The 21,727-nt window shown below is 37.4% G+C and carries 23 protein-coding genes and 1 other annotated feature; of the genes, 8 read left to right on the forward strand and 15 right to left on the reverse strand.

Translation table 11 applies throughout. The features are described from left to right. Nucleotides 1-20: 20 nt before the first annotated feature. The 6 genes from mbcS to BAU27_RS12885 all read right to left on the reverse strand — a co-directional run bounded on the left by mbcS (nucleotide 21) and on the right by BAU27_RS12885 (nucleotide 7,369). Nucleotides 21-1,607 (reverse strand): acyl-CoA synthetase MbcS, encoded by a 1,587-nt coding sequence (gene mbcS / locus BAU27_RS12860; RefSeq protein WP_071748324.1) that lies wholly within the window; start codon nucleotides 1,605-1,607, stop codon nucleotides 21-23. Nucleotides 1,608-1,799: 192 nt separating this feature from the next. Further along, a complete protein-coding gene (locus BAU27_RS12865) occupies nucleotides 1,800-1,994 on the reverse strand; it encodes an alpha/beta-type small acid-soluble spore protein (protein WP_000168891.1) in 195 nt (64 codons plus the stop codon). 79 nt (nucleotides 1,995-2,073) lie between these two features. Further along, nucleotides 2,074-3,288, reverse strand: coding sequence for a tRNA uracil 4-sulfurtransferase ThiI (gene thiI / locus BAU27_RS12870; protein ID WP_071771054.1), 1,215 nt, complete (start codon nucleotides 3,286-3,288; stop codon nucleotides 2,074-2,076). 6 nt (nucleotides 3,289-3,294) lie between these two features. Continuing rightward, nucleotides 3,295-4,437 (reverse strand): cysteine desulfurase family protein, encoded by a 1,143-nt coding sequence (locus BAU27_RS12875; protein WP_071748326.1) that lies wholly within the window; start codon nucleotides 4,435-4,437, stop codon nucleotides 3,295-3,297. 172 nt (nucleotides 4,438-4,609) lie between these two features. Then, the gene (gene ezrA / locus BAU27_RS12880) at nucleotides 4,610-6,319 is read right to left on the reverse strand and encodes a septation ring formation regulator EzrA (RefSeq protein ID WP_071771055.1); all 1,710 of its coding nucleotides are present in this window, start codon (nucleotides 6,317-6,319) and stop codon (nucleotides 4,610-4,612) included. A gap of 207 nt (nucleotides 6,320-6,526) precedes the next feature. Beyond that, complete coding sequence (locus BAU27_RS12885; RefSeq protein WP_071771056.1) at nucleotides 6,527-7,369, reverse strand: LysR family transcriptional regulator; 843 nt, start codon at nucleotides 7,367-7,369, stop codon at nucleotides 6,527-6,529. 124 nt (nucleotides 7,370-7,493) lie between these two features. Between BAU27_RS12885 and BAU27_RS12890 the strand changes: the two genes are divergently transcribed. After that, nucleotides 7,494-8,438: a DMT family transporter gene (locus BAU27_RS12890; protein ID WP_071771057.1), complete on the forward strand. Its 945-nt coding sequence runs from the start codon at nucleotides 7,494-7,496 to the stop codon at nucleotides 8,436-8,438. 11 nt (nucleotides 8,439-8,449) lie between these two features. On the opposite strand, the gene refZ is transcribed toward BAU27_RS12890, so the two are convergent. Next, entirely contained in the window at nucleotides 8,450-9,088 is a 639-nt protein-coding gene (gene refZ, locus BAU27_RS12895) for a forespore capture DNA-binding protein RefZ (protein WP_071748330.1), read from the reverse strand. A 147-nt stretch (nucleotides 9,089-9,235) separates the two neighbouring features. Between refZ and BAU27_RS12900 the strand changes: the two genes are divergently transcribed. After that, nucleotides 9,236-9,715 carry a GAF domain-containing protein gene (locus BAU27_RS12900; RefSeq protein WP_071771058.1) on the forward strand — a complete coding sequence of 160 codons (480 nt, stop codon included), beginning with the start codon at nucleotides 9,236-9,238 and terminating at the stop codon, nucleotides 9,713-9,715. A 63-nt stretch (nucleotides 9,716-9,778) separates the two neighbouring features. Here BAU27_RS12900 and megL read toward each other — a convergent pair whose 3' ends face one another. Then, nucleotides 9,779-10,954, reverse strand: a complete 1,176-nt coding sequence (megL, locus tag BAU27_RS12905) for a methionine gamma-lyase (RefSeq protein ID WP_071771059.1) — start codon at nucleotides 10,952-10,954, stop codon at nucleotides 9,779-9,781. Between the two features lie 397 nt (nucleotides 10,955-11,351). Here megL and rpsD point away from each other — a divergent pair, with 397 nt between their 5' ends. Both rpsD and BAU27_RS12915 read left to right on the forward strand, forming a co-directional pair. Then, complete coding sequence (gene rpsD, locus BAU27_RS12910; protein WP_000135322.1) at nucleotides 11,352-11,954, forward strand: 30S ribosomal protein S4; 603 nt, start codon at nucleotides 11,352-11,354, stop codon at nucleotides 11,952-11,954. A gap of 243 nt (nucleotides 11,955-12,197) precedes the next feature. After that, nucleotides 12,198-13,346, forward strand: a complete 1,149-nt coding sequence (locus tag BAU27_RS12915) for a type I restriction endonuclease (RefSeq protein WP_071748333.1) — start codon at nucleotides 12,198-12,200, stop codon at nucleotides 13,344-13,346. A gap of 86 nt (nucleotides 13,347-13,432) precedes the next feature. On the opposite strand, the gene BAU27_RS12920 is transcribed toward BAU27_RS12915, so the two are convergent. After that, nucleotides 13,433-13,561: a hypothetical protein gene (locus BAU27_RS12920; protein WP_002112286.1), complete on the reverse strand. Its 129-nt coding sequence runs from the start codon at nucleotides 13,559-13,561 to the stop codon at nucleotides 13,433-13,435. A 63-nt stretch (nucleotides 13,562-13,624) separates the two neighbouring features. On the opposite strand from BAU27_RS12920, the gene BAU27_RS12925 reads away from it, so the two are divergent. Next, nucleotides 13,625-14,014 (forward strand): YjdJ family protein, encoded by a 390-nt coding sequence (locus BAU27_RS12925; RefSeq protein ID WP_083595991.1) that lies wholly within the window; start codon nucleotides 13,625-13,627, stop codon nucleotides 14,012-14,014. Between the two features lie 78 nt (nucleotides 14,015-14,092). Here BAU27_RS12925 and tyrS read toward each other — a convergent pair whose 3' ends face one another. From tyrS to acsA, 6 genes are all read right to left on the reverse strand, one after another. Continuing rightward, on the reverse strand, nucleotides 14,093-15,349 hold the full coding sequence (gene tyrS / locus BAU27_RS12930; protein WP_000512075.1) for a tyrosine--tRNA ligase: 1,257 nt from the start codon (nucleotides 15,347-15,349) through the stop codon (nucleotides 14,093-14,095). Between the two features lie 70 nt (nucleotides 15,350-15,419). Beyond that, nucleotides 15,420-15,649: a binding site (T-box leader), on the reverse strand. Nucleotides 15,650-15,726: 77 nt separating this feature from the next. Beyond that, a complete protein-coding gene (locus BAU27_RS12935) occupies nucleotides 15,727-15,972 on the reverse strand; it encodes a hypothetical protein (protein ID WP_071771061.1) in 246 nt (81 codons plus the stop codon). Beyond that, nucleotides 15,953-16,498 carry an RNA polymerase sigma factor gene (locus BAU27_RS12940; RefSeq protein ID WP_000057190.1) on the reverse strand — a complete coding sequence of 182 codons (546 nt, stop codon included), beginning with the start codon at nucleotides 16,496-16,498 and terminating at the stop codon, nucleotides 15,953-15,955. Before BAU27_RS12940 ends, BAU27_RS12935 begins: the two co-directional genes overlap by 20 nt. Further along, on the reverse strand, nucleotides 16,479-16,934 hold the full coding sequence (locus tag BAU27_RS12945; RefSeq protein ID WP_071748337.1) for a hypothetical protein: 456 nt from the start codon (nucleotides 16,932-16,934) through the stop codon (nucleotides 16,479-16,481). The genes BAU27_RS12940 and BAU27_RS12945 overlap by 20 nt, the downstream gene beginning before the upstream one ends. Before the next feature lie 66 nt (nucleotides 16,935-17,000). Beyond that, nucleotides 17,001-17,558, reverse strand: a complete 558-nt coding sequence (locus BAU27_RS12950; RefSeq protein ID WP_071771062.1) for a maltose acetyltransferase domain-containing protein — start codon at nucleotides 17,556-17,558, stop codon at nucleotides 17,001-17,003. An 84-nt stretch (nucleotides 17,559-17,642) separates the two neighbouring features. After that, on the reverse strand, nucleotides 17,643-19,361 hold the full coding sequence (gene acsA, locus BAU27_RS12955) for an acetate--CoA ligase (protein ID WP_071771063.1): 1,719 nt from the start codon (nucleotides 19,359-19,361) through the stop codon (nucleotides 17,643-17,645). Nucleotides 19,362-19,537: 176 nt separating this feature from the next. On the opposite strand from acsA, the gene acuA reads away from it, so the two are divergent. The 3 genes from acuA to acuC all read left to right on the forward strand — a co-directional run. Further along, nucleotides 19,538-20,170 (forward strand): acetoin utilization protein acetyltransferase AcuA, encoded by a 633-nt coding sequence (gene acuA / locus BAU27_RS12960; protein WP_002112293.1) that lies wholly within the window; start codon nucleotides 19,538-19,540, stop codon nucleotides 20,168-20,170. 17 nt (nucleotides 20,171-20,187) lie between these two features. Continuing rightward, on the forward strand, nucleotides 20,188-20,832 hold the full coding sequence (locus tag BAU27_RS12965; RefSeq protein ID WP_071748340.1) for an acetoin utilization AcuB family protein: 645 nt from the start codon (nucleotides 20,188-20,190) through the stop codon (nucleotides 20,830-20,832). Continuing rightward, on the forward strand, nucleotides 20,829-21,727 hold an 899-nt coding region (acuC, locus tag BAU27_RS12970), incomplete at its 3' end, for an acetoin utilization protein AcuC (protein WP_071771064.1). The genes BAU27_RS12965 and acuC, both read left to right, overlap by 4 nt.

Raw genomic sequence — 21,727 nt, forward strand, 5'->3', positions numbered from 1 at the left:
TTACTTCACTATTTTCAAAATTATTTTGAAGGTAGTTCCATCTCTTGTTTTCTAAGTTCAATACGGCGAATTTTTCCAGAAATCGTTTTTGGTAGTTCATCTACAAATTCAATTTTGCGAGGGTATTTATATGGTGCAGTCAGTTCTTTGACGTGTTGTTGGAGCACTGGAATTAATGTTTCTTCGTTCTTTTCTATATTCTCTCTTAATACGATAAATGCCTTCACGACACTTCCGCGAATTTCATCTGGACTTGCGACAACCGCACATTCTCTTACGTATGGATGTTTTACAAGTGCATCTTCTACTTCAAACGGCCCGATTGTATAACCAGAGCTAATAATGATATCATCTCCGCGTCCTTCAAACCAGAAATAGCCGTCTTCATCTTTTTTCGCCTTATCACCGGTAATATAATAATCACCGCGGAATTGCATCGCTGTACGCTCATCGTCTTTATAATATTGCTTAAAGAGGGCTGGTGTTTCAATGTGAACTGCAATATCACCAACTTCTCCTACCTGTACCGGAATACCTTCTTCATTTACGATATCAACATGGTTTCCTGGCGTTGGTTTTCCCATTGATCCTGGTCTAATATCCATCCCTTTCATTATCCCAACGAGCAATGTGTTTTCCGTTTGCCCATAACCGTCTCTTACCGTAATATCAAAATGCCTTTGGAACGTTTCAATGACTTCTCTGTTTAACGGCTCACCAGCTGATACAGCGCTATGTAACGCTTCTAAATTATACTCATTTAAGTTTTCTACCTTTGCCATTAATCTATACTCAGTCGGCGTACAACAAAGCACATTCACCTTATTATCGCCTAATAAACTCAAATACGTTTTCGGTTCAAATTTACCATGATATACAAATCCAGTTGCACCTGAACCGAGAGTTGCTACAAACGGGCTCCAAATCCACTTTTGCCAGCCAGGACTAGCTGTTGCCCATACAACATCATTCTCTTCAATTCCGAGCCAATTTGGGGCGCTCGTACGTAAATGAGCGTATGCCCACGCATGCGTATGAACGACACCTTTCGGATTTCCTGTCGTCCCTGACGTGTAAGATAAAAAGACCATATCTTCTTTATCTGTCTTCGCCATTTCTAACATGTCACTTTCTGTTTCTAATGCTGTTTTTAAATTCGTCCAACCATCTACTGAACGCTCGCTCAAGACGAATTTTTGAAGAGATTCCACCGCTTCTACGCCGTCAAATTGTCCAATATACGGTTCGTAACTTACGATAGCCTTTACTTCTCCGTGCCCAATACGATACTCAATATCTTTTTTACGCAACATTTCTGAGCTTGGAATAACGACAAATCCTGCTTTAATCGCAGCAATATACGTCATGTAAGCTTCAATTAAGCGCGGCATCATAATAAGGAGCTTGTCCCCTTTTTGTAAGCCACTTTTTATAAAAGCGTTTCCAATTCTATTCGCACCTTGCATTAATTCAAAATATGTAATCTCTCGTCTATTCCCTTTATCATCTTGCCAAATTAAAGCAAGCTTTTCTTTATCATTCGTATATTTCTCTATTTCCGAAACTAAATTATAAGACTGCGGCGCCAACAATTCCTCTCTCTTCATAAACATCCTCCTTTATTTCTATGCCTCCCTTATATAATAAAGAATTTTCAGTAAATTTTGAACCCTCTTCTTTTGACAATTTTTTTATATTTATGTCGAACCGTTGAATAAATTTATATCGATTTATTGATAAATAATGACAAAAAAGAAAGAGCGGGAGAACCCGCTCTTTCTAAGCCATCGTATATGGGATTATTTTTGGTAACCGCCTAATTGTTGCTCAGCTAGTGAAACTAGACGTTTAGTGATTTCGCCACCAACAGAACCGTTAGCGCGAGATGTTGCATCAGCTCCAAGTTGAACACCAAACTCTTGAGCGATTTCGTATTTCATTTGATCTAATGCTGCTTGAGCACCAGACACTGCTAATTTATTTGTGCTTGCCATGTTGTATCACCTCCTTGTGAGTATAGAGTGTGATAAACAACATGACTTCATACACATTTGAATGTGGTAATTTATGGGTTTAGAAAAGTTCTTCGAATTTTTCTTCTTCCGCCACTACTTCTATTGTTTGTAATACCATTGTTTCTTTGTTCGCTACAGCCTCTTCAATTAACGGCGCGAAATCGTACTTCGCTTCAAAACGATTTGCTTTCTCACGCTTCGGCTTCGTCGATGGACTTGCTGGTGTAAATACTGTACAGCAATCTTCATATGGACGAATTGAAATATCGTACGTTCCGATTTCTTCTGCAATTTTAATAATCTCTAATTTATCCATCGTAATAAGCGGACGAATAACAGGATAGTTTGTTACTTCATTAATCGTATGCATACTATCTAACGTTTGGCTCGCTACTTGTCCAAGACTTTCACCAGTTGTAATCGCAAGTGCGTTACGCTCCTCTGCGATACGCTCTGTAATACGCATCATCATACGACGCATAACTGTCATAGAATAGCTAGATGGAATTTCTTTATTAATCGTTTTTTGCACTTCAGTAAATGGAACAAGGTGAAGTGTTACGCGTTTACAGTATTTCGTTAACTCTTGTGCTAAATCGATTACTTTTTGTTTCGCGCGCTCACTTGTGAAAGGTGGGCTATGGAAGTGAACTGCTTCCACAGATACGCCGCGTTTCATCGTTAAGTAAGTTGCTACCGGGCTATCAATACCACCAGAAAGGAGTACCATTACTTTTCCGCCAACGCCAACTGGTAAACCACCAGCTCCCATGTGTTCACCACACATAATATAGCTGTAACCACTGCGAATTTCTATACGTACATTCACATCTGGATTATGAACATCTACTGTGATATCCTCTGTATTTTCTAAAATGTGCCCACCGATCTCTGGAAGTAATTCCATCGTCTTCATTGGGAATCGCTTATCAGAACGGTGCACTGTAATTTTAAATGTTTTCACATCGCCTTTTACTTGTGAGAAAGCTGCTAATGCACCTTTTTTAATATCTTCTAATTCTGATGGTACTTTCATCGCTAAGTTAAACTTATGAATACCGAATACATCTTTCAATCTTTCAGAAATTGCTTCATGATCTTCACCATTTAATTGGATGTACATACGATCATGTGTTGCATCGATTTTAATATTTGGGAATTTTTTCAGTTTGAACTTCACGTTATCCTTTAATGTGCTTACAAATTTAGAACGGTTCTTACCTTTTGTCGTCATCTCTCCGTAACGAACTAAAATATATTCATATGTCATCATATTTCTTTACCTCATCACTTCATATAATTTTGGCATTGTCTCTTTAACAATACCTTCAAATTGTTTTACTTCTTCCATCGTGTTTTCCGGTGCTAGACTAATGCGGATTGCGCTTGCAGCTGCGGCATGCGGTATTCCCATTGACACTAGTACTCGGCTCACTTCATTTGCTTTTGAAGAACAAGCAGACTTCGTTGATACATATACACCATGCTCTTCTAAAGCATGAACGACCACTTCTGGTTTTAAACCAACAAATGATACATTTAAAATGTGCGGTGCCGCATATTCAAGTGACGTATTAATCGTTACATCTTCCATCTCTTTAAAGACACGAACAAGCTCTGCTTGTAAATTTTGCAAATGAACTACCTTTTCTTTCACTTGCTCCATCGTCATACGAAGTGCTTTTACCATCGCTACAATACCAGGTAAGTTTTCTGTTCCTGAACGATACTTAAGCTCTTGTTGACCACCTGATAAGATTGGATCTAACCTTACACCATCACGTACGTAAAGAAGACCTGTCCCCTTTACGCTATGAAATTTATGCCCAGATATTGAACAAAGGTCAATATGAGAAGCGTATAAATCAAGCGGTACTTTTCCTATCCCTTGCACATGGTCCACGTGGAATCTTATTTTCGGATAGTTCGATAATAATGTTCCAATTTCAGCAACAGGCTGAATCGCTCCAGTCTCGTTGTTCACGTGAATAATTGACACAAGAATCGTATCTTCACGAAGCGCTCGTTTTACATCCTCTACCGATACAACACCGTGCTCGTTAACCGGTAAATATGTTACATCAAAACCGAGATCTTCTAATTGTTTATATGCCTCAAACACAGACGCGTGTTCAATATTTGTTGTAATGATATGCTTACCGCGCGAACGATTCCTCATCGCTATTCCTTTAATCGCAAGGTTATTCCCTTCCGTTCCACCCGATGTGAAAATAATTTCAGAAGGTTTAACGTGAAGGAGCTGCGCTGCAATCGTTCTCGATTGTGTTAATAGACGCTCTGCCTCTCCTCCAAGCGAATGAATAGAAGAAGGATTTCCAAAATATTTCCCCGCAACCGTTACATACGATTGAAGAGCTTCTGGATATGGCTTTGTCGTCGCACTATTATCAAAATAGATCATCGTTCTTCCCCTTTCAGCGCTGTCACATCGTATAATCATATCATAAATACGTGTAATTACGCTAAAACTACTCAAAGGTTCCGTTATATTTTAAAACGAATAACCTTACTGTATTCCGCTATTCATTATAGCAACATCGCCTCCAAAATTACACAAAAAAACAAACCCTTTATTAAAGGGTTTGTTCATTGTCTACATATTCAGCTATTTTTTGAACAACGCCAGGTTCAAGTTGCTCTAGTACAGAAGCCGCTTGTTCTAAAGCTGCATCGTATTGATACTCACGGAATAATTTCTCCGCATAATCTAAGCTTTCTGCAAGATTCTCATCATGACTGCGGTAACGATTACCGTATTGAATTAATTTTTCAACTAAATATGCTTGTCCAATTAACTCTTCCGTCATTTCAGATACACCATTAACAGTTGTGTACGCCTCTTCTAAACTGCTATTTACAGCATTCATATTTAACGGCTTTACTTCTAATTGATCATATACAGATTGCATTGCCATTTGTCCTCTTTGTAAATCTTCCATAATGCTCTCTGGAAGACCTGGCAAATTCGACTTTTGCATAAAGCGTTTCGTTTCTAAAATTGTATTTCGCATTTCTTGTAATTTCTCACGCGCTTCAAATTCTTCTTTACGCATCGTCTGTAGCATTTCTTTATATTCTGCATGAAGTACTTTTAAAGTTTCACATTGCTCATAAACCTCTTCTAGTTCCTCACGAATAATAGAGAATGCGATATCTTGTTCAGCAACGCGTATTTGCAACACTTCAAAACGTTTCATTAAAATATGCATTTGCTTTTCAATTACTTTTTGTGACTCAATGTCTTTGTCTTGTAATTGATAACTTTGTTTTACAAGTTGTGTTTCTGCTTTCGTTTCAATTGTTTCAGTGCGAATTTCTTCTAAATCTTCATAAACAGAAAGTGTTTTTTGCTCCACATAATGTTTCGCATGCACTTCTTGTTCAAGTTGATCATAAAAACTGTCTAAACGAGTTTTTAAGTTCTCTACTTTTTCTGTTGCTTCAGTTATATGAAGCTCCTGTATATCCATTAAACATGTGTGTAGTTGTGTCGTCATATCGCGGACTTCTTTAGGAATTTCCAAATACTCTAATACATAGCCTTGTCTTATCATATCATCATGACCTTGTAATAAGTCTTCCAGCTGAACTGGTAATGTCGCTTGACACTCTACTAATAAATCTGGAATTTGATGAATAATGATTTCTAAACTTGCTAAACCTTCTTCTAAACTAATAACAATTTCTCTCGCTTTTAAATAATCACCATTATCTGTTGCCTCTTCAAAAGTTTTGAACTTCTCTGATTCAACGTCTAACATCTCTTCGATTTTTTGCTCAGCTGCTCCATACATATGTCGATGAGCAAGAACGCTCTTTTTCATACTACGATATGTATCACGTAATCCTTCAATTTCCGAGCTATTTTTCTCATGGCTTTCTAACAGTTGCTGTAATTCATTTAAAATGTCTGTAATACGATTATCAGCGTCATCTAAACCACTTATGGATTCTTTCATCGCATGCTTTGCTTTGCGGAAGGAGAATTGCGAGGCGAATTTTCGCGCTTGCCCTAAATCTTTTTCTGCTTTTGGAAGAGTTGTTGATACAATTTCATCCCACTCTTCACGCCATTTACCAAACAGTTCTTCTGTTTGACCTGTCATGTTTAAATCTTTTACCCGCTTTAGTTCATCTGCCACAGGTTTATCTTTTATTTCTTGTTTCCACTGCTCCAGTGCTTCAATATCTTTATATGAACGATTTCTTATCACAAGCTCTATCATGAGCAGCACTAGAATAGAGCTTACTACAATGATAACGATCGTCAGGATAGAATCCATGCAAAAAAGCCTCCTAGTTATATCTCTTTTTTTGTCCGTTCCGTTTATGAAATGGAAGGCATTATGTATAAAAAGGGAATTCCCCTATATTTAACAACTAACAATGTACTAATCATACCATGTTATGACGTGTTTTTGACCTAGTTTTTTTTAAAATTTCATGTTTCTTTAAATGCACTTGTAATCTTTCTTAACATTCCGCTTATTTCATTCTCCAGCCTCAAATGACTGTAAGAAAGAGCATTCCTTCAGATGAGATACGAAATAAATCTTTCGTATTAATGGTGGTTCTACAGAAATCGCACGCACTTTATCTTGCATTACCGCTTGCTGTACAGCTGTTTCCGGAACCAATGTTATGCCCAGTCCAGCTCCTACCATCGCAATCATCGGTTCTGCATAAGAAGTTTCAACTGCAATGTTCGGCTTCGTACCTATACCGTGAAACATTTTCATAATCATTTTCCTTACATCACATATTTCTGGATATACGATTAACTTTTCATTTTGCAACTCTTCTATTCGGATTACCGTTTTCTCTTTATATGGATGATCATTTGAAACAACACAAACGATTTTTTCTTCCCGCATTTCTTTTATATACGTAGCGCCTTCTACTACTGAATCAATAAACATCGCTTCAATTTTTCGCGCTTTAAATAATTCCATTAATACTTTCGTGTGCTCAATTTGCCATTCTACTTCATATGTATCCGCTAATAAGTCTTTACACTTTGATATGTAATGAGCCGCTAAACTCGGCAATATACCGATTGAAATTTTCTGCTTCTCTTGATATCCCTTCATTTCCGTTTGCACTTCACTTATTTGTTCCAAAATCGGTAACATTCTTGTTATAAATAACTCTCCAGCCTCTGTTAACTCCACTCCTTGAGCAGAACGCTTGAGTAAAGTAACCTCTAAATCTGCTTCTAACCTTTGAATTTGTTTACTAAGCGCTGGTTGGGAAATATGTAAAAGCTTACTCGCCTTCGATAAACTTCGCGTATGCTTTACTTCAATAAACGATCGTACTGCCTCCAAATCCATCGTACACACCTCTAACAAAAAGTTATAACTGTCATAAAAAATCGATATTTCCTCTTAGAAGAAATCAATCTTTATACTTATTTCATCAACTTACTATAACGAAATGTAAAGGAGAATGATACTCTTGGACAAAAAACAAATGCTACTCGGATCCATCCTCTGCTTACTTGCCGTAACTGCTTGGGGATTTATGTTTCCTGTAATGGCGAATGCTTTGCAATTTATCGATCCATTCTTCTTCACAACTATTAGATATGGTTCAGCAGCTATTATTTTCCTTATACTTCTCTTAATCGCTGAAGGAAAAACTTCACTCCGCTTAGAAAAAAGAACACTTTCTTTATTCTTTTACGGAACAGTCGGTTTCGCTGGATACGGTTTTCTCGTTTTTTACGGCCAACAACTTGCCGGACCTTCCGGAGCAATCCATGCGGCTATGATTCAGTCTCTTATGCCACTTATCGCTTTATTACTGCAGTGGATAACGAAAAATCGCCGCCCAGGGCATTACACATTCCTTTGTATGTTCGTTGCATTACTCGGTGTTATGCTTGTCATTTCAAAAGGAAATATTCATTTATTATTTGGAGTAGCAAGCCACTTATCAACAAATATATTTATGTTATGCGGCGTTACTTGCTGGGTAATTTACACGAACGGTGGTGCTCGTTTTCAATCTTGGTCACCACTCAGGTATACGACGTTAACTTGTTTATTCGGCTCAATTTCACTCATCATTATTGTCACTTTCTTAACTTACACAAACGTAATTGCTGTACCGTCACTACGTACAATTATGAGTGTTCGTTTTGAACTCTTTTATATGTCGATTATCGCCGGCGTTATCGCTGTATTTTGCTGGAACACGGGAAATCGATATATTTCATCTATTAACGGCATATTATTTATGAATTTAGTTCCTGTACTTGCACTTATCGGTTCCACCTTTCGAGGTTATACAGTCGACAACATTGAAATTGCCGGCGCCTCATTAACGATTATTGCGCTATTATGCAACAATTTATGGCAAAGAAAACAAGACATAAAAATCCCCACCTCCGTTCGTTAGGTGGGGATTCTTCACATATGAACAGCTCTTGGCCATTCATAGTACATATTCGCTTTATATAATGTTTGTTCCATCCATTGTTCAATTTCTTTCGTGTACATTTCTAGGAAAAATGTCTCGGACGGAAAAGAATGCAACACTTCTGATATATATTGCGGATATAAAAACGGCATATTTATCATGCCTTTTAATTGCGTCATAAACATTGTAAAAGATACCTTTTTAAACTCTTGTTTCATTTGTCCCTGTTTAATGATTTGCTCTATATAATATCTTTCTCTAGAAAAATAAACGGTCATCACTTCACGAATTAACGTCGTATCAAGCGAAAGCTCTCTATAAAAAAAACGTGTCAGTTCTCTATTATCAAATTGATATCGTAAAATCCCGCGCACCATTTGCACCATCACATCTTTAGCCGATAAATATTCTCTCTGTTCAAATGACGTTTCAATTACATGAATATATCCTTCTAAAAAATCAGTAATCAGCTGTTCTAATAACCCTTGCTTTCCAGCAAAATAATATGAAATATTCGCTACATTCACATCCGCTCGCTTTGCAATGTCTCGCACCGATGTCCCGTCATAACCTTTCGTATTAAACAACGATATTGCCGCATCAATTACTTTTTGTTTCGTCTGCTTCATGCGCTCACTTCCTCTCACTGAACAGCTATAGTTTAAATTTCTTGACTTTTAAGACAAATTCCTTTAATTTTCTATCGACAAAGTCATGTGAAATACATCGTATTTTGCTATCATTTTACATATCTCGCTAAAAAGGGAGTTGTTTCCATGTTTACAAAAGAAAGTTATGCAGGATCTCGTGAAGAGCAATACGAGACAGTAATTAAACAACTGGATGCATTATTAACTGGCGAACCAAACATAGTCGCAAACTTATCAAATGCGTCCGCACTATTAAACCAATTTTTAGATCGCGTTAATTGGGTTGGCTTTTATGTAACAGAAGGAACTCAGCTTGTTCTTGGACCATTCCAAGGAATGCCTGCTTGCGTACGTATTCCTTTCGGACGAGGCGTTTGCGGCGCAGCAGCTGAAACGAAAACAACGCAGCTTGTAGCGGACGTTCACCAATTCCCAGGACATATCGCTTGCGACAGTGCTTCGAATTCAGAAATCGTCGTACCGATTCTGAAAGAAGGAACTGTCATCGGTGTACTTGATATCGATAGTCCTGAAAAAAATCGTTTTGACGAAGTAGATCAGCACTATTTAGAAAAGTTTGTGGAAACACTCCTAAAACATATTTAAAAAAAGAAAAGAGCGAGTTGTCGATTTAGTACGTCATGTACGAAACCGATAACTCACTCTTTTTTATTGATTAACCGTAGATATTTTCTTTAACGCTTGCTCTAAATCAGAAACGATATCCTCCCACGATTCTAAACCGACAGATAAGCGTATTAAATTATCATAAATGCCCATTTCTTGTCTTAACTCAGCTGGAATCGCAGCGTGCGTCATCGTCGCTGGATGCTGAATTAACGTTTCTGTATCTCCTAAACTTACCGCAATTGTAATAAAGTGAAGGTCATTGATAAACGCTTGCGTCTCTTCTTTCCCACCTTTTACCGAAAAAGAAATCACACCGCCGCCCCGTTTCATTTGGCGAGATGCTAGTTCCCCTTCTGGATACCAAACACCTTCTACCGCATCATGATTTTTTAGGAACGATACAATTTTTTCTGCATTATCACAATGGCGGTCCATTCTTACCGCTAACGTCTTTAATCCGCGTAACAATAACCATGCATCAAATGGCGCCATAATACCGCCGATATCTTTTCGCATCGGGCGAATTTTTTCTGCTAACGCTTTCGTTTTACAAATTGTTACACCCGCTACAACATCACCGTGACCACCAATATACTTTGTCGCACTATGCACAACCGCGTCACAGCCGAGTTCAAGCGGTCTTTGTAAATAAGGTGAACAAAACGTATTATCAACAATGACAAGTAAGTCATTTCGCTTCGCTACCCCGATCACCTTTTCTAAATCAATTAATTTCATCGTTGGATTAATTGGTGTTTCAACGAAAATGAGCTTTGTATTTGGGCGGATTTTATTTTCAATATCAGCCTCTGTTTCCATATCACAAAACGAATGCGTAATCATAAATTTCTCTTCTAACACTTCTAAAAAACCGTACGTACATCCATATAATCCATTTGAACAAATAATATGATCTCCAGCCTTTAGAAAACCGATTAACGTTGCTGAAATGGCTGCCATACCTGAACCGAACGCCAGCGCTTCCTCTCCACCTTCTAAAACAGCCATACGTTCTTCAAATAACTTCACAGTTGGATTCCCAAGCCTTGAATAAATATAAGATGGATCTTCTCCCGCAAAACTCGCTTCTCCTTGCTGTGCTGTCTCAAACGTAAATGTAGAAGTTTGAAATAAAGGTGGTGTTAAACTCCCTTTATTCTCAGTTGATTCATAACCATGATGAATTAGCTCTGTCTCTATATGTTTCTTTTTCATAAAAACATCCCCTTTATGTTTTTATTGCCGTATATTCATCAATAAAAATTTGATGAACGTTTTACTTCATTTTATGTAAGCGTTTTATTTCTGTTTCTATCTCTTCTTTTATATTGTTTTAAATTCCTTCTTGTTAATTTCCAAAATTTATATGCATAAAACAAAAAGGGAGTCGCTTGACGAAACTCTGGGTAAAAGATATAATAGCGTTTGTGTAAAATAAAAAGGCAGCCTTGTAATGTGAGTTTATCGTTTGTATTTTGTTCCTCTACGGAGGTGTATCTCGTAACTCCCTGCTGCTGGAGCGAAGGTACATGAAAACAAAATGCCCGTAAATATCGATTACGTCTGTTTTTATTTTACGTAAATAAAAACATTTTTAAAGGAGGAGTCAACTATGGCTCGTTATACAGGTCCAGCTTGGAAACTGTCTCGTCGTCTTGGAATCTCTCTAAGCGGCACAGGAAAAGAATTAGAAAAACGCCCTTACGCACCAGGTCCTCACGGTCCTAACCAACGTAAGAAACTTTCAGAATACGGTTTACAATTACAAGAGAAACAAAAACTTCGTCACATGTACGGCATGACTGAGCGTCAATTCCGTCGCACATTTGACCAAGCAGGTAAAATGCCTGGTAAGCACGGCGAAAACTTCATGATCCTTCTTGAAGCTCGTCTTGACAACTTAGTTTACCGTATGGGCTTAGCTCGCACTCGTCGTGCAGCTCGCCAATTAGTAAACCACGGTCACATCACAGTTGATGGATCTCGCGTAGATATCCCATCTTACCGTGTAAAACCTGGTCAAACTATCAGCGTTCGCGAAAAATCTAACAGCCTTGTTGTTGTTAAAGAAGCGATCGAAGTTAACAACTTCGTACCAGAATACTTAACTTTCGATGCTGATAAGTTAGAAGCTACTTACACTCGTCACGCTGAGCGTTCTGAGTTAGCAGCTGAAATCAACGAAGCATTAATCGTAGAGTTCTACTCTCGTTAATGACAAAAAGCCAATCCTGTGGATTGGCTTTTTTCAATTCTCACCATATTTTTTTATACCCCACGTAACACAAAAATCCCAATACTCTATACTCCCATCTAAAACAAATATTTTTTATTTAATCAAATTCAAACAAAAAGAATAACCTTCCTATTTTCATACAGAACTTCTGTTATATTATGAATTTTCACAGAATAACAATGATATTAAGAATTTTAAACTTTATAACAAGGAGACGTTGCTATGGAATTCAGAAATGACATAAATAAAATAGCTAACCAAATTTTAGAACGAAAAGAGTACATAACTAATGAAGAAATGACCAAGCAATCATTAATTATTCCTTTTCTTCAAAAGCTAGGTTATGACGTTTTCAACCCTTTAGAAGTTAGACCTGAGTATATTGCAGACTTTGGAACTAAAAAGGGAGAAAAAGTCGATTATGCGGTTTTCAAAAATGGAGTTCCAATTATTTTAATTGAGGCAAAATCTGTAACAGAAAATCTCCTTAAACACGATGCGCAACTATCTAGGTATTTCAATGCCTTACCCGATGTCAAAGTAGGGGTACTAACTAATGGTGTAGAATACAAGTTTTATACTGATTTAACAAATGACAATGTGATGGATGAAAAACCTTTCTTCACATTCAGTATGAATAATTTAACCAATGTAGATATTGAAACGATTGAAACTTTTACAAAAGAAAATTTTGAAGCTGAAGGAATTGTAAAATATGCCGAAGAGCTTATTTATATGACCAATTTAAACTCTACAATTAAAGAATTATTTAAAAATCCTTCAGATGACTTCCTTCGTTTTCTAATTAAAGACTTTAGCTCAACTAGAATTACAAATAACGTTTTAGAGCGATTCCGACCAATTGTTAAAAAAGCAATTAATCGAACACTATTAGAAATAATCAGTGATGGTTTAACACCAAAAGAAACAAAAACATCGGAGAAAATAGAAACAAGCCTAGTTGCAGCCGCTTCTGCCGAAATAATTGAAGATATAAGCAAAGAAGACAAAACAGATAGAGTTTTCACTACCGAGGATGAATTGACTGCCTTTAACATTGTTAAAGGCATATTAACTGAAAATCAAAGAGACATTAGCGATCTTAAATATAAAGATACCATTAGTTATTTTTGCATCATGAATCGTGTAATCACAAAATGGTTTATACGTCTCTTCCTTGATGGAGATGCAAAATCCTTAGTTGTAAGACTAGATTTAGAAGCTACTAAACAGCTATGTCCTAATTTCGTTGTTGAGCAAGCCCCAAAATCACAGGGAGTAAGTAGAATTTTCATTGATAATATTAATGATTTAAAAGATTTGGAACCACTTATTATTTCATGCTATGATCAAATTTTAGCTAATGTTTAAAAGAGGGATTTCCCCTCTTTTTCCAACGCAATGAAAAAAAGCCAATCCTCTAGATTGGCTTTTTTTCATTTATATATAAAATAAAATTATTTATTTTCCTCTTTTTGAACATATACATAAGCATCTTTCTGCTCTTTATGTATATCAACCTTCGTGTTCTCTGCAAGCTGACCCGCATTTAGCAAAGAAAAAATAATGAGCGCTTCTAGTGACATTTTGTTTTACCACTCCTTTCTATTTGTTATACGTTTATCATACCGCTTACATGTGATTTCCGTATGAACTCGAAAAGGAGATTACAACAAAAAGGTTACAGGAATACGAATGCACGCTATAATAACCATAAAATAGGAGGTGAATTCATTTTGACAATAAACCAAATGGTTCAACTCGGAAGTTCATTTATGCTGTTTATTACTTCAGCACTTATGAGTTGGTATCAGGGGAGTAATTTAATCGATTATCCTGATGAATGGAAATATAGCGCTAAGTTTACAAATTACTTTAAAGGCACCGTTTCAAATTACCAAGATATTTATCAAATCGATTTCTTTATATATGCGGCAAAATTTTATCCGGCGGCATTTGTCGTTATGTTAATTAGCTTACTTTATATGCTCGTATTAATTCTTCATATCCTATTTAAAAGAACTCATGAGGCAATATGAAACCGTACATAAAAACCCCGAATCATAGACTTTTCAGCCTACAATTCGGGGTACTATTTGTTTTACATTCGTTTCTGATTAGTAACGAATTAAGAAATATTTCTTTTTACCGCGGCGAATGATTGTGAATTTACCTTCGATGCGGTCGTTTTCTGTTACAACGTAGTCTAATGCTTGTGTACGCTCACCGTTTACGTAGATTGCACCGTTCGTCACATCTTCACGTGCTTGACGTTTTGATGGAGAGATTTTGCTTTCTACAAGTAAGTCGATTAATACTGTATCTTCTGCAGTACGTTCTACAGATGGTACGTCTTTAAAGCCTTGTTCGATTTCGCTTGCAGTCAGTTCTGCTACAGAACCGCTGAATAGTGCAGCTGAAATTTTAATCGCTTGCTCTAATGCTTCTTCGCCGTGAACAAGTTTTGTCATTTCAGAACCTAATGCTTTTTGTGCTGCACGTTTTTCTGGTGCTTCAGCTACTTGCTTTTCAAGCTCAAGAATTTCTTCATGAGATAAGAATGTGAAGTATTTTAAGTATTTAACAACGTCACGGTCATCTGTGTTAATCCAGAATTGGTAGAACTCGTAAGGAGTTGTTTTCTCTGGGTCTAACCAAATTGCGCCGCCTTCTGTTTTACCAAACTTCGTACCGTCAGATTTTGTAACAAGTGGAATTGTTAAACCGAATGCTTTCGCATCTTCTTCTGATTTACGGATTAATTCAAGACCAGCTGTAATGTTACCCCATTGGTCACTACCACCGATTTGTAGGCGGCAATTATGGTTTTGGTATAAGTTTAAGAAGTCGTATGATTGTAAAATCATATAACTAAACTCAGTGAATGAAATACCAGTATCTAAACGAGATGCTACTGTATCTTTTGCTAACATATAGTTTAAACCGAAGTTTTTACCGATATCGCGTAAGAATGAAATTACATCTAAGTTACCAAGCCAATCATAGTTGTTAGCCATTGTTGCTGGGTTGTCCACGTTTTCGAACTCTAAGAAGTTTGAAAGTTGGTTTTTAATGCTTTCTGTGTAGTAAGCAACTGTATCTTTCGTATTTAATGTACGCTCTGCTTTTTTACCACTTGGATCACCGATCATACCAGTACCTCCGCCAACAAGTGCGATTGGTTGGTGACCAGCTAATTGGAAGCGACGTAACATTAATACTGGTAACATATGACCGATGTGTAAGCTATCCGCTGTCGGGTCGAAACCACAGTATAATTTAACGCTTTCTTTTTCTAATAATTGCTCAAGTCCCTCAGCATCTGTTTGCTGATTAATTAGACCGCGAAATTCAAGATCTTGTAAAATACCCATATCCTACATACTCTCCTTTAAGTTCATTACTGGCGTGAAGGTTGAAAACATAAAAAAATCGCCCCTTCAAATAAGGGACGATTTTGATTATCGCGTTACCACCCTAGTTGCAGGCAAAAAAAAGCCTACCACCTTATTTACATAACGGCTTAGCACCGTCTTTTCCCTTTTGAATACAATTCAATCGAAAAAAGATGCTCTAGGGGCGTAATTCGCGATCATCTATGTGCTGATTTTCACCGGCCATCAGCTCTCTAAAACAGGGAAATGATCACTACTTCTCCCTTTCCACGCTCAATTATTCATATACTTTTCTTTATACCATCATTTATATAGGCGTGTCAAATAGAGGTCGGGTTTCTCTCCTTATCAATCCTTTACAACGCCGCAAAGAGTATCGTAATAAGAGAAAGAATTGGAACACCAACTAATAACGATACATGAAACACAACCGATAAATCATTCCCAATCGTCGCCTCCACAGGATCTTTCGCTGGAGAACCAAGAAATCCGATTAATCGATCAAAGCGACTTACCGTTTTTGGAAAATCTGGTATTTCTACATGGTCACTATCTAAATGCTGCTGTAATTTATATTCACTCTTAAAGGGATTTTCGCTCAATTTCATCCACCTCCAGCAATTGTTTCAATTTCTTTATTCCGTTATGAAGTCTCGATTTTACTGTTCCAATCGGAATGTTTAATATCTCTGCAATTTCTTTTTGCTGCATATCATGATAATAAGAAAGAATAAGAACAGCTCGCTGTTCTTCAGGAACTTTCAAAATTGCTTCTCTTACTGTGAGCCGATCTTCGTGAGAAAATTCTTTTTCTTGAATCGGCACTAAAAATGGCAAAAGCGTACGCCACTTTTTTCTTCTATTTAATTTATTAATCATGAGACGATAACCAATTTGAAATAAATACGTTTTTATTTTGCCTTTTTCAGGTTCATACATATGTTTCTTACGCTCTAGCGTCAAAAACGTATCTTGCACGAGGTCGATACTTAATTGTTCATCTCGGTTAAATCGATACAAAAATGTATATAGCGCTGGTTTGATTAAAACATATAGTTTTTCCCCAGCCTGTTTATCCCCACTTTGATACGCAAGCATGAGCTCCTCCTCAATCCCAATCTGCGCCATGATTTTTGATCTCCTTTATTCCTTTTAACGTTAACGAAATGCGGGAAATTAAATATACACTTGCGACAATAATCCACGCTTGTGATTGAAGCGTAAAAAATTGAACATATGAGTTTTGTATTGTATGACCACTTAACACTAAAATATTTAATGCTTGCACACATATGCATGCATACACTGCAAGACAAGCCGAAATCGTATCAAATACATTCCAGCGAAAATACACTTTTGTTTTTGTAAAATCAATTTTATATCCTTTTTTTCGTACTATATGTTTTCTATCAAACGGAATAATGATTGAAAACATAACAATCATTATGACTCCAACTGTAATCATTGAAACTTTAAATCCAATTGGTATTGGTAATAACAGACCACAAGAAAATACGACGATAATTCCGATTAAAGCAAAAGTAAGAAGTAACTTATTAGACATATAAAAGCCTCCCTCATCTATTCTTTCATAAATGTATACAGACGAGGAAGGCGCTTCGTTCAAATATTATTTTATTTTTTTAATAATCTTTGCAGGATTTCCGCCAACTACTACATTGTCCGGCACATCTTTCGTTACAACAGCGCCAGATGCGATGACCGCATTGTCTCCAATTGTTACACCTGGATTAATAATCGCTCTTCCGCCAATCCATACGTTATCACCAATTGTAACTGGTTTTCCGTATTCTGATCCACTTATGCGCTCTACCGGATCAAGCGGGTGTGTTGCTGTATAAATGTGAACACCTGGAGCTAACATACAGTTCACTCCGATTGTCACCGGGCATACGTCTAAGATTGTACAGTCAAAGTTTGCGTAAAAATTTTCGCCAACGTGAATGTTATAACCGTAATCACATCTAAAAGAAGATTCAAGATGAATATTATCTCCTGTCGTTCCGAATAATTCTTTTACGATTGCACTACGTTCTTCTAATTTCACTTCTGATGTTTCATTTAACTTTCTTGTTAATATACGAGCCTGTTCTCTTTCTTGTACTAAAACTGGATCAGCTGGTATGTACATTTCCCCTTGTATCATCTTTTCTTTTTCTGTTTTCATTTTATCATCCCCTTAACTTATATATATAAGTTAATAATAACATAAAAAAAGATCTGAACGTTGTTTCGTTCAGACCTTTCTCTCTTAATCTTCCATTGTTGATAAGTCACCTGTTGGTAAATTCAACTCCCACGCTTTTAATACGCGGCGCATAATTTTACCACTTCTCGTTTTCGGTAATTTATCTCTAAATTCAATTTGTCTTGGCGCTGCATGAGCTGCTAGGCCTTTTTTTACAAATTGACGAATCTCTTCTTTTAATTCATCAGATGGCTCGTATCCCGCACGAAGCGCGATAAATGCTTTAATAATTTCACCACGTACTGGATCAGGAATACCAATTACACCAGCTTCTGCAACAGCAGCATGCTCGATTAATTTACTTTCTACTTCAAACGGACCAACACGCTCACCTGACGTCATAATTACATCGTCAATACGTCCTTGGAACCAGAAGTATCCATCTTCATCCATATAAGCTGAATCACCTGATACATACCAATCTCCCGGCATAAAGTAAGATTCATATTTTTGCTGGTTATTCCAGATTCCACGCATCATAGCTGGCCAACCTTTACCAATTGCTAAGTTCCCCATTGTGTATGGAGGTACTTCATTTCCTTCATTATCAACAATCGCTGCTTTCACACCTGGAATTGGTTTACCCATTGAACCTGGACGGATTTCCATACAAGGGTAGTTACAAATAACTTGTCCACCTGTTTCTGTCATCCACCACGTATCATGAATACGAAGTCCAAATGCGTTCATACCCCAGCGAATTACTTCGGGATTTAACGGCTCACCAACGCTTAATACGTGGCGCACTTGTGATAAATCATATTTTTTAATTGCGTCTTGTCCAGCTCCCATTAACATACGGAACGCTGTTGGTGCGCTATACCAAACTGTTACACCGTAATCTTGCAGTGCTTCATACCACGCTTCTGGACTAAATCTCCCGCCTAAAATAACATTTGATGCCCCTACTAACCACGGTGCGAAAATACCGTAAGCTGTTCCAGTTACCCAGCCTGGGTCAGCTGTACACCAATATACATCATCTTCTTTTAAGTCCAGTACCCACTTCGCAGTTTGATAGTGCTGAACCATTGCGTTTTGTGCATGAAGGACGCCTTTTGGCTTACCAGTAGAGCCAGATGTGTAATGAAGGATTAAACCGTCTTCACGGCCTAACCATTCGATATGTAATTCTTTTGAAGCTTGTTCAAATAAAGGATTGAACGCTACAAGTTTACCGCCTTCTTCTGCATTGTCTCCAACAAGGAAGACAGTTTTTAAAGCTGGTAAATCATTTAATGGTATGCGCTCTAACAATTCAGGAGTTGTAATTAACACCTTTGCTTCGCTATCTTCTAAACGATCGCGAACTGCACCTTCCATAAATGCTTCAAATAATGGTCCAACAATTGCCCCTAATTTCACTGCACCTAAAAGTGCAAAATATAATTCTGGGGAACGTGGCATAAAAATAAAAACGCGATCGCCTTTCTCAACATCACCATAGTTTTTCAGGACATTTCCTGCTTTATTAGAAAAATCCTTCATTTCCTTAAATGTATATTTCTCTTTTCGCGATCCATCTTGATAATAAAGTGCCACTTTATTCTTTCGATCGGATTTCGCATGCTTATCAATTGCCTCATACGCCATATTCACTCGGCCTGTTTCATTCCAAGTAAAATTTTTATTAACCTCTTCCCAGTTAAAATTCGCGTATGCCTCTTCATAATTCGGCAAATTATTTTCTCCTTTAATGACAGGAAGCGTTTCCACTTTCATACTTTACATCCCCCTCCTATGTATTCTATTATCTATTATAATGATATTATTTAAAATTTTCAGTATATTTGTTGATTTTTAGACAAATTTTTAATGACAAAATTCGATTCACATCGCATATATTATAAAGTACGATATTAATAGATTCACAAACCCTCAAGGTGGTGAGCAATAAATTGATTCATAAAAAAATATATAATGCCAGAAACTTAAAAACAGCGAAAGGCACTTTAATTATTGAAGGTCCTGTCTCTACACATAATCTTGAAATGTATGAATTCCATCCAGACTTAATTGCGTTTCGTCCTGCCGAGCAGCAATATAAAGCAATTGTCGAAATTTCTAAGTTACCAGAAGCTCGTCTCATTATTGCTAGACATGACCAAACGATTGTTGGATATGTTACATACTTGTATCCTGATCCGCTCGAGCGATGGTCAGAAGGAAAGATTGAAAACTTAATTGAACTTGGGGCGATTGAAGTTGTCCCAGCCTTTCGCGGTTGCTCTGTCGGAAAAAACTTATTAGAAGTTTCAATGATGGACGATCATATGGAAGATTACATTATATTAACGACTGAATATTATTGGCACTGGGATTTAAAACAAACAGGCTTAAATGTTTGGGAATACCGAAAAGTAATGGAAAAAATGATGAATGCCGGTGGTTTACAATGGATGGCTACAGACGATCCTGAAATTTGTTCACACCCCGCTAACTGTTTAATGGTTCGCATCGGCAAACGCGTCGATACGGATTCCATTCAAGCATTCGATCGTCTACGTTTTCACAATCGTTTTATGTACTAATAAAGGGGGCAACTGGAATGATTGTAGAAGAAATTATGAATCAAAAAGTAGTGACACTACATCCAAACGATACAATTGAAACAGCAATCCGAACAATACGCACGAAAGGCATTCGGCACATTCCAATTGTCGATCAAAATAATCATGTCGTAGGCATTATTTCTGATCGGGATGTAAGAGATGCAAGTCCGTCTATTTTAGATGAACAAGTTTCACTCGATATGCTGAAGCAACCACTTGAACTTATTATGAAACATCCTGTTATGACTTGCCATCCTCTTGATTTCGTTGAGGAAATTGCTACTTTATTTTTTGAAAATAAAATTGGCTGTCTCCCTGTTACAAAGGCTGGAAAGTTAGTTGGAATCATTTCTGAATCTACAGTACTGCACACGTTAGTGAAATTAACAGGGGCACATCAACCAAGTTCACAAATTGAAATTCAAGTGAAAAATGAACCTGGTATTCTTGGAAAAGTTGTTGCTATTTTTAGTGATTTACAAATAAACATCGTGAGCGTTCTCGTCTATCCAGCAAAAGATGAGAATGATAAAGTACTCGTTTTCCGCATTCAAACGATGAATCCGCTAAAAGTGATTGATGCACTTGAAGCAGAAGGCTACCGCGTATTATGGCCGAACATCATGGGGATGCAAGCATGAGTAGCGCGTTTATTTATTCGGATGACTTTCGGGGCTATTCATTTAGCCCTGATCATCCTTTTAACCAACTGCGCGTCACACTCACGTATGATTTATTACAAAAGAGTGGTTTTATCTCTCCTTCCCAAATCATCTCACCACGGATGGCTACCGATGAAGAGATTGCCTACATTCATACAGAGGAGTACATAAATGCGGTAAAACGTGCTGGAGAAGGTAAGTTAGAAAAATCAATTGCCATGACATATGGACTCGGAACAGAAGATACACCGATGTTTCCAAATATGCACGAAGCAAGTGCATTACTCGTTGGCGGAACATTAACAGCTGTCGATGCTGTTCTTTCCGGAAAAGTAAAGCACGCCCTCAATTTAGGCGGCGGCTTACATCATGGCTTCCGCGGTAAAGCTTCTGGCTTTTGCATTTATAACGATAGTTCCATCGCAATGAAATATATTCAGAAAAAATACGGTTTACGCGTCCTATATATCGATACAGATGCTCATCACGGTGATGGTGTACAGTGGTCTTTTTACGACGATCCTAACGTATGCACCATTTCATTACATGAAACTGGGCGTTATTTATTCCCTGGAACTGGCGCTGTAAATGAACGCGGACAAGGTAATGGCTATAGTTATTCTTTTAACGTTCCACTCGATGCTTTTACAGAAGACGAATCGTTTTTAGAGTCATATCGAACTGTCGTAAAAGAAGTTGCAGCATACTTTAAACCGGATATTATTTTAACGCAAAATGGCGCTGACGCACATTATTATGATCCACTTACACACCTTTGCGCGACGATGAATATTTACCGTGAAATACCGAAGCTCGCTCGCGAAATCGCCAATGAATATTGCGACGGTCGCTGGATCGCTGTCGGCGGCGGCGG

Origin of the sequence: Bacillus sp. NH11B, assembly GCF_001884205.1 — a bacterium.
GTDB classification, from domain to species: domain Bacteria; phylum Bacillota; class Bacilli; order Bacillales; family Bacillaceae_G; genus Bacillus_A; species Bacillus_A proteolyticus.

Bases quoted from the DNA above. Each gene is read 5' to 3' on its own strand.
- BAU27_RS12925 (WP_083595991.1), top strand. From the start codon at position 13,625: ATGAACTCGAAAAGGAGATTACAACAAAAAGGTTACAGGAATACGAAT.
- BAU27_RS12965 (WP_071748340.1), top strand. From the start codon at position 20,188: ATGATTGTAGAAGAAATTATGAATCAAAAAGTAGTGACACTACATCCA.
- megL (WP_071771059.1), bottom strand. From the start codon at position 10,954: ATGAAAAAGAAACATATAGAGACAGAGCTAATTCATCATGGTTATGAA.
- BAU27_RS12920 (WP_002112286.1), bottom strand. From the start codon at position 13,561: ATGTCACTAGAAGCGCTCATTATTTTTTCTTTGCTAAATGCGGGTCAG.
- BAU27_RS12945 (WP_071748337.1), bottom strand. From the start codon at position 16,934: ATGTCTAATAAGTTACTTCTTACTTTTGCTTTAATCGGAATTATCGTC.
- BAU27_RS12915 (WP_071748333.1), top strand. From the start codon at position 12,198: ATGGAATTCAGAAATGACATAAATAAAATAGCTAACCAAATTTTAGAA.
- BAU27_RS12885 (WP_071771056.1), bottom strand. From the start codon at position 7,369: ATGGATTTGGAGGCAGTACGATCGTTTATTGAAGTAAAGCATACGCGA.
- acsA (WP_071771063.1), bottom strand. From the start codon at position 19,361: ATGAAAGTGGAAACGCTTCCTGTCATTAAAGGAGAAAATAATTTGCCG.
- BAU27_RS12940 (WP_000057190.1), bottom strand. From the start codon at position 16,498: ATGGCGCAGATTGGGATTGAGGAGGAGCTCATGCTTGCGTATCAAAGT.
- refZ (WP_071748330.1), bottom strand. From the start codon at position 9,088: ATGAAGCAGACGAAACAAAAAGTAATTGATGCGGCAATATCGTTGTTT.
- BAU27_RS12875 (WP_071748326.1), bottom strand. From the start codon at position 4,437: ATGATCTATTTTGATAATAGTGCGACGACAAAGCCATATCCAGAAGCT.
- BAU27_RS12865 (WP_000168891.1), bottom strand. From the start codon at position 1,994: ATGGCAAGCACAAATAAATTAGCAGTGTCTGGTGCTCAAGCAGCATTA.
- ezrA (WP_071771055.1), bottom strand. From the start codon at position 6,319: ATGGATTCTATCCTGACGATCGTTATCATTGTAGTAAGCTCTATTCTA.
- thiI (WP_071771054.1), bottom strand. From the start codon at position 3,288: ATGATGACATATGAATATATTTTAGTTCGTTACGGAGAGATGACGACA.
- tyrS (WP_000512075.1), bottom strand. From the start codon at position 15,349: ATGGGTATTTTACAAGATCTTGAATTTCGCGGTCTAATTAATCAGCAA.
- mbcS (WP_071748324.1), bottom strand. From the start codon at position 1,607: ATGAAGAGAGAGGAATTGTTGGCGCCGCAGTCTTATAATTTAGTTTCG.
- rpsD (WP_000135322.1), top strand. From the start codon at position 11,352: ATGGCTCGTTATACAGGTCCAGCTTGGAAACTGTCTCGTCGTCTTGGA.
- BAU27_RS12900 (WP_071771058.1), top strand. From the start codon at position 9,236: ATGTTTACAAAAGAAAGTTATGCAGGATCTCGTGAAGAGCAATACGAG.
- BAU27_RS12950 (WP_071771062.1), bottom strand. From the start codon at position 17,558: ATGAAAACAGAAAAAGAAAAGATGATACAAGGGGAAATGTACATACCA.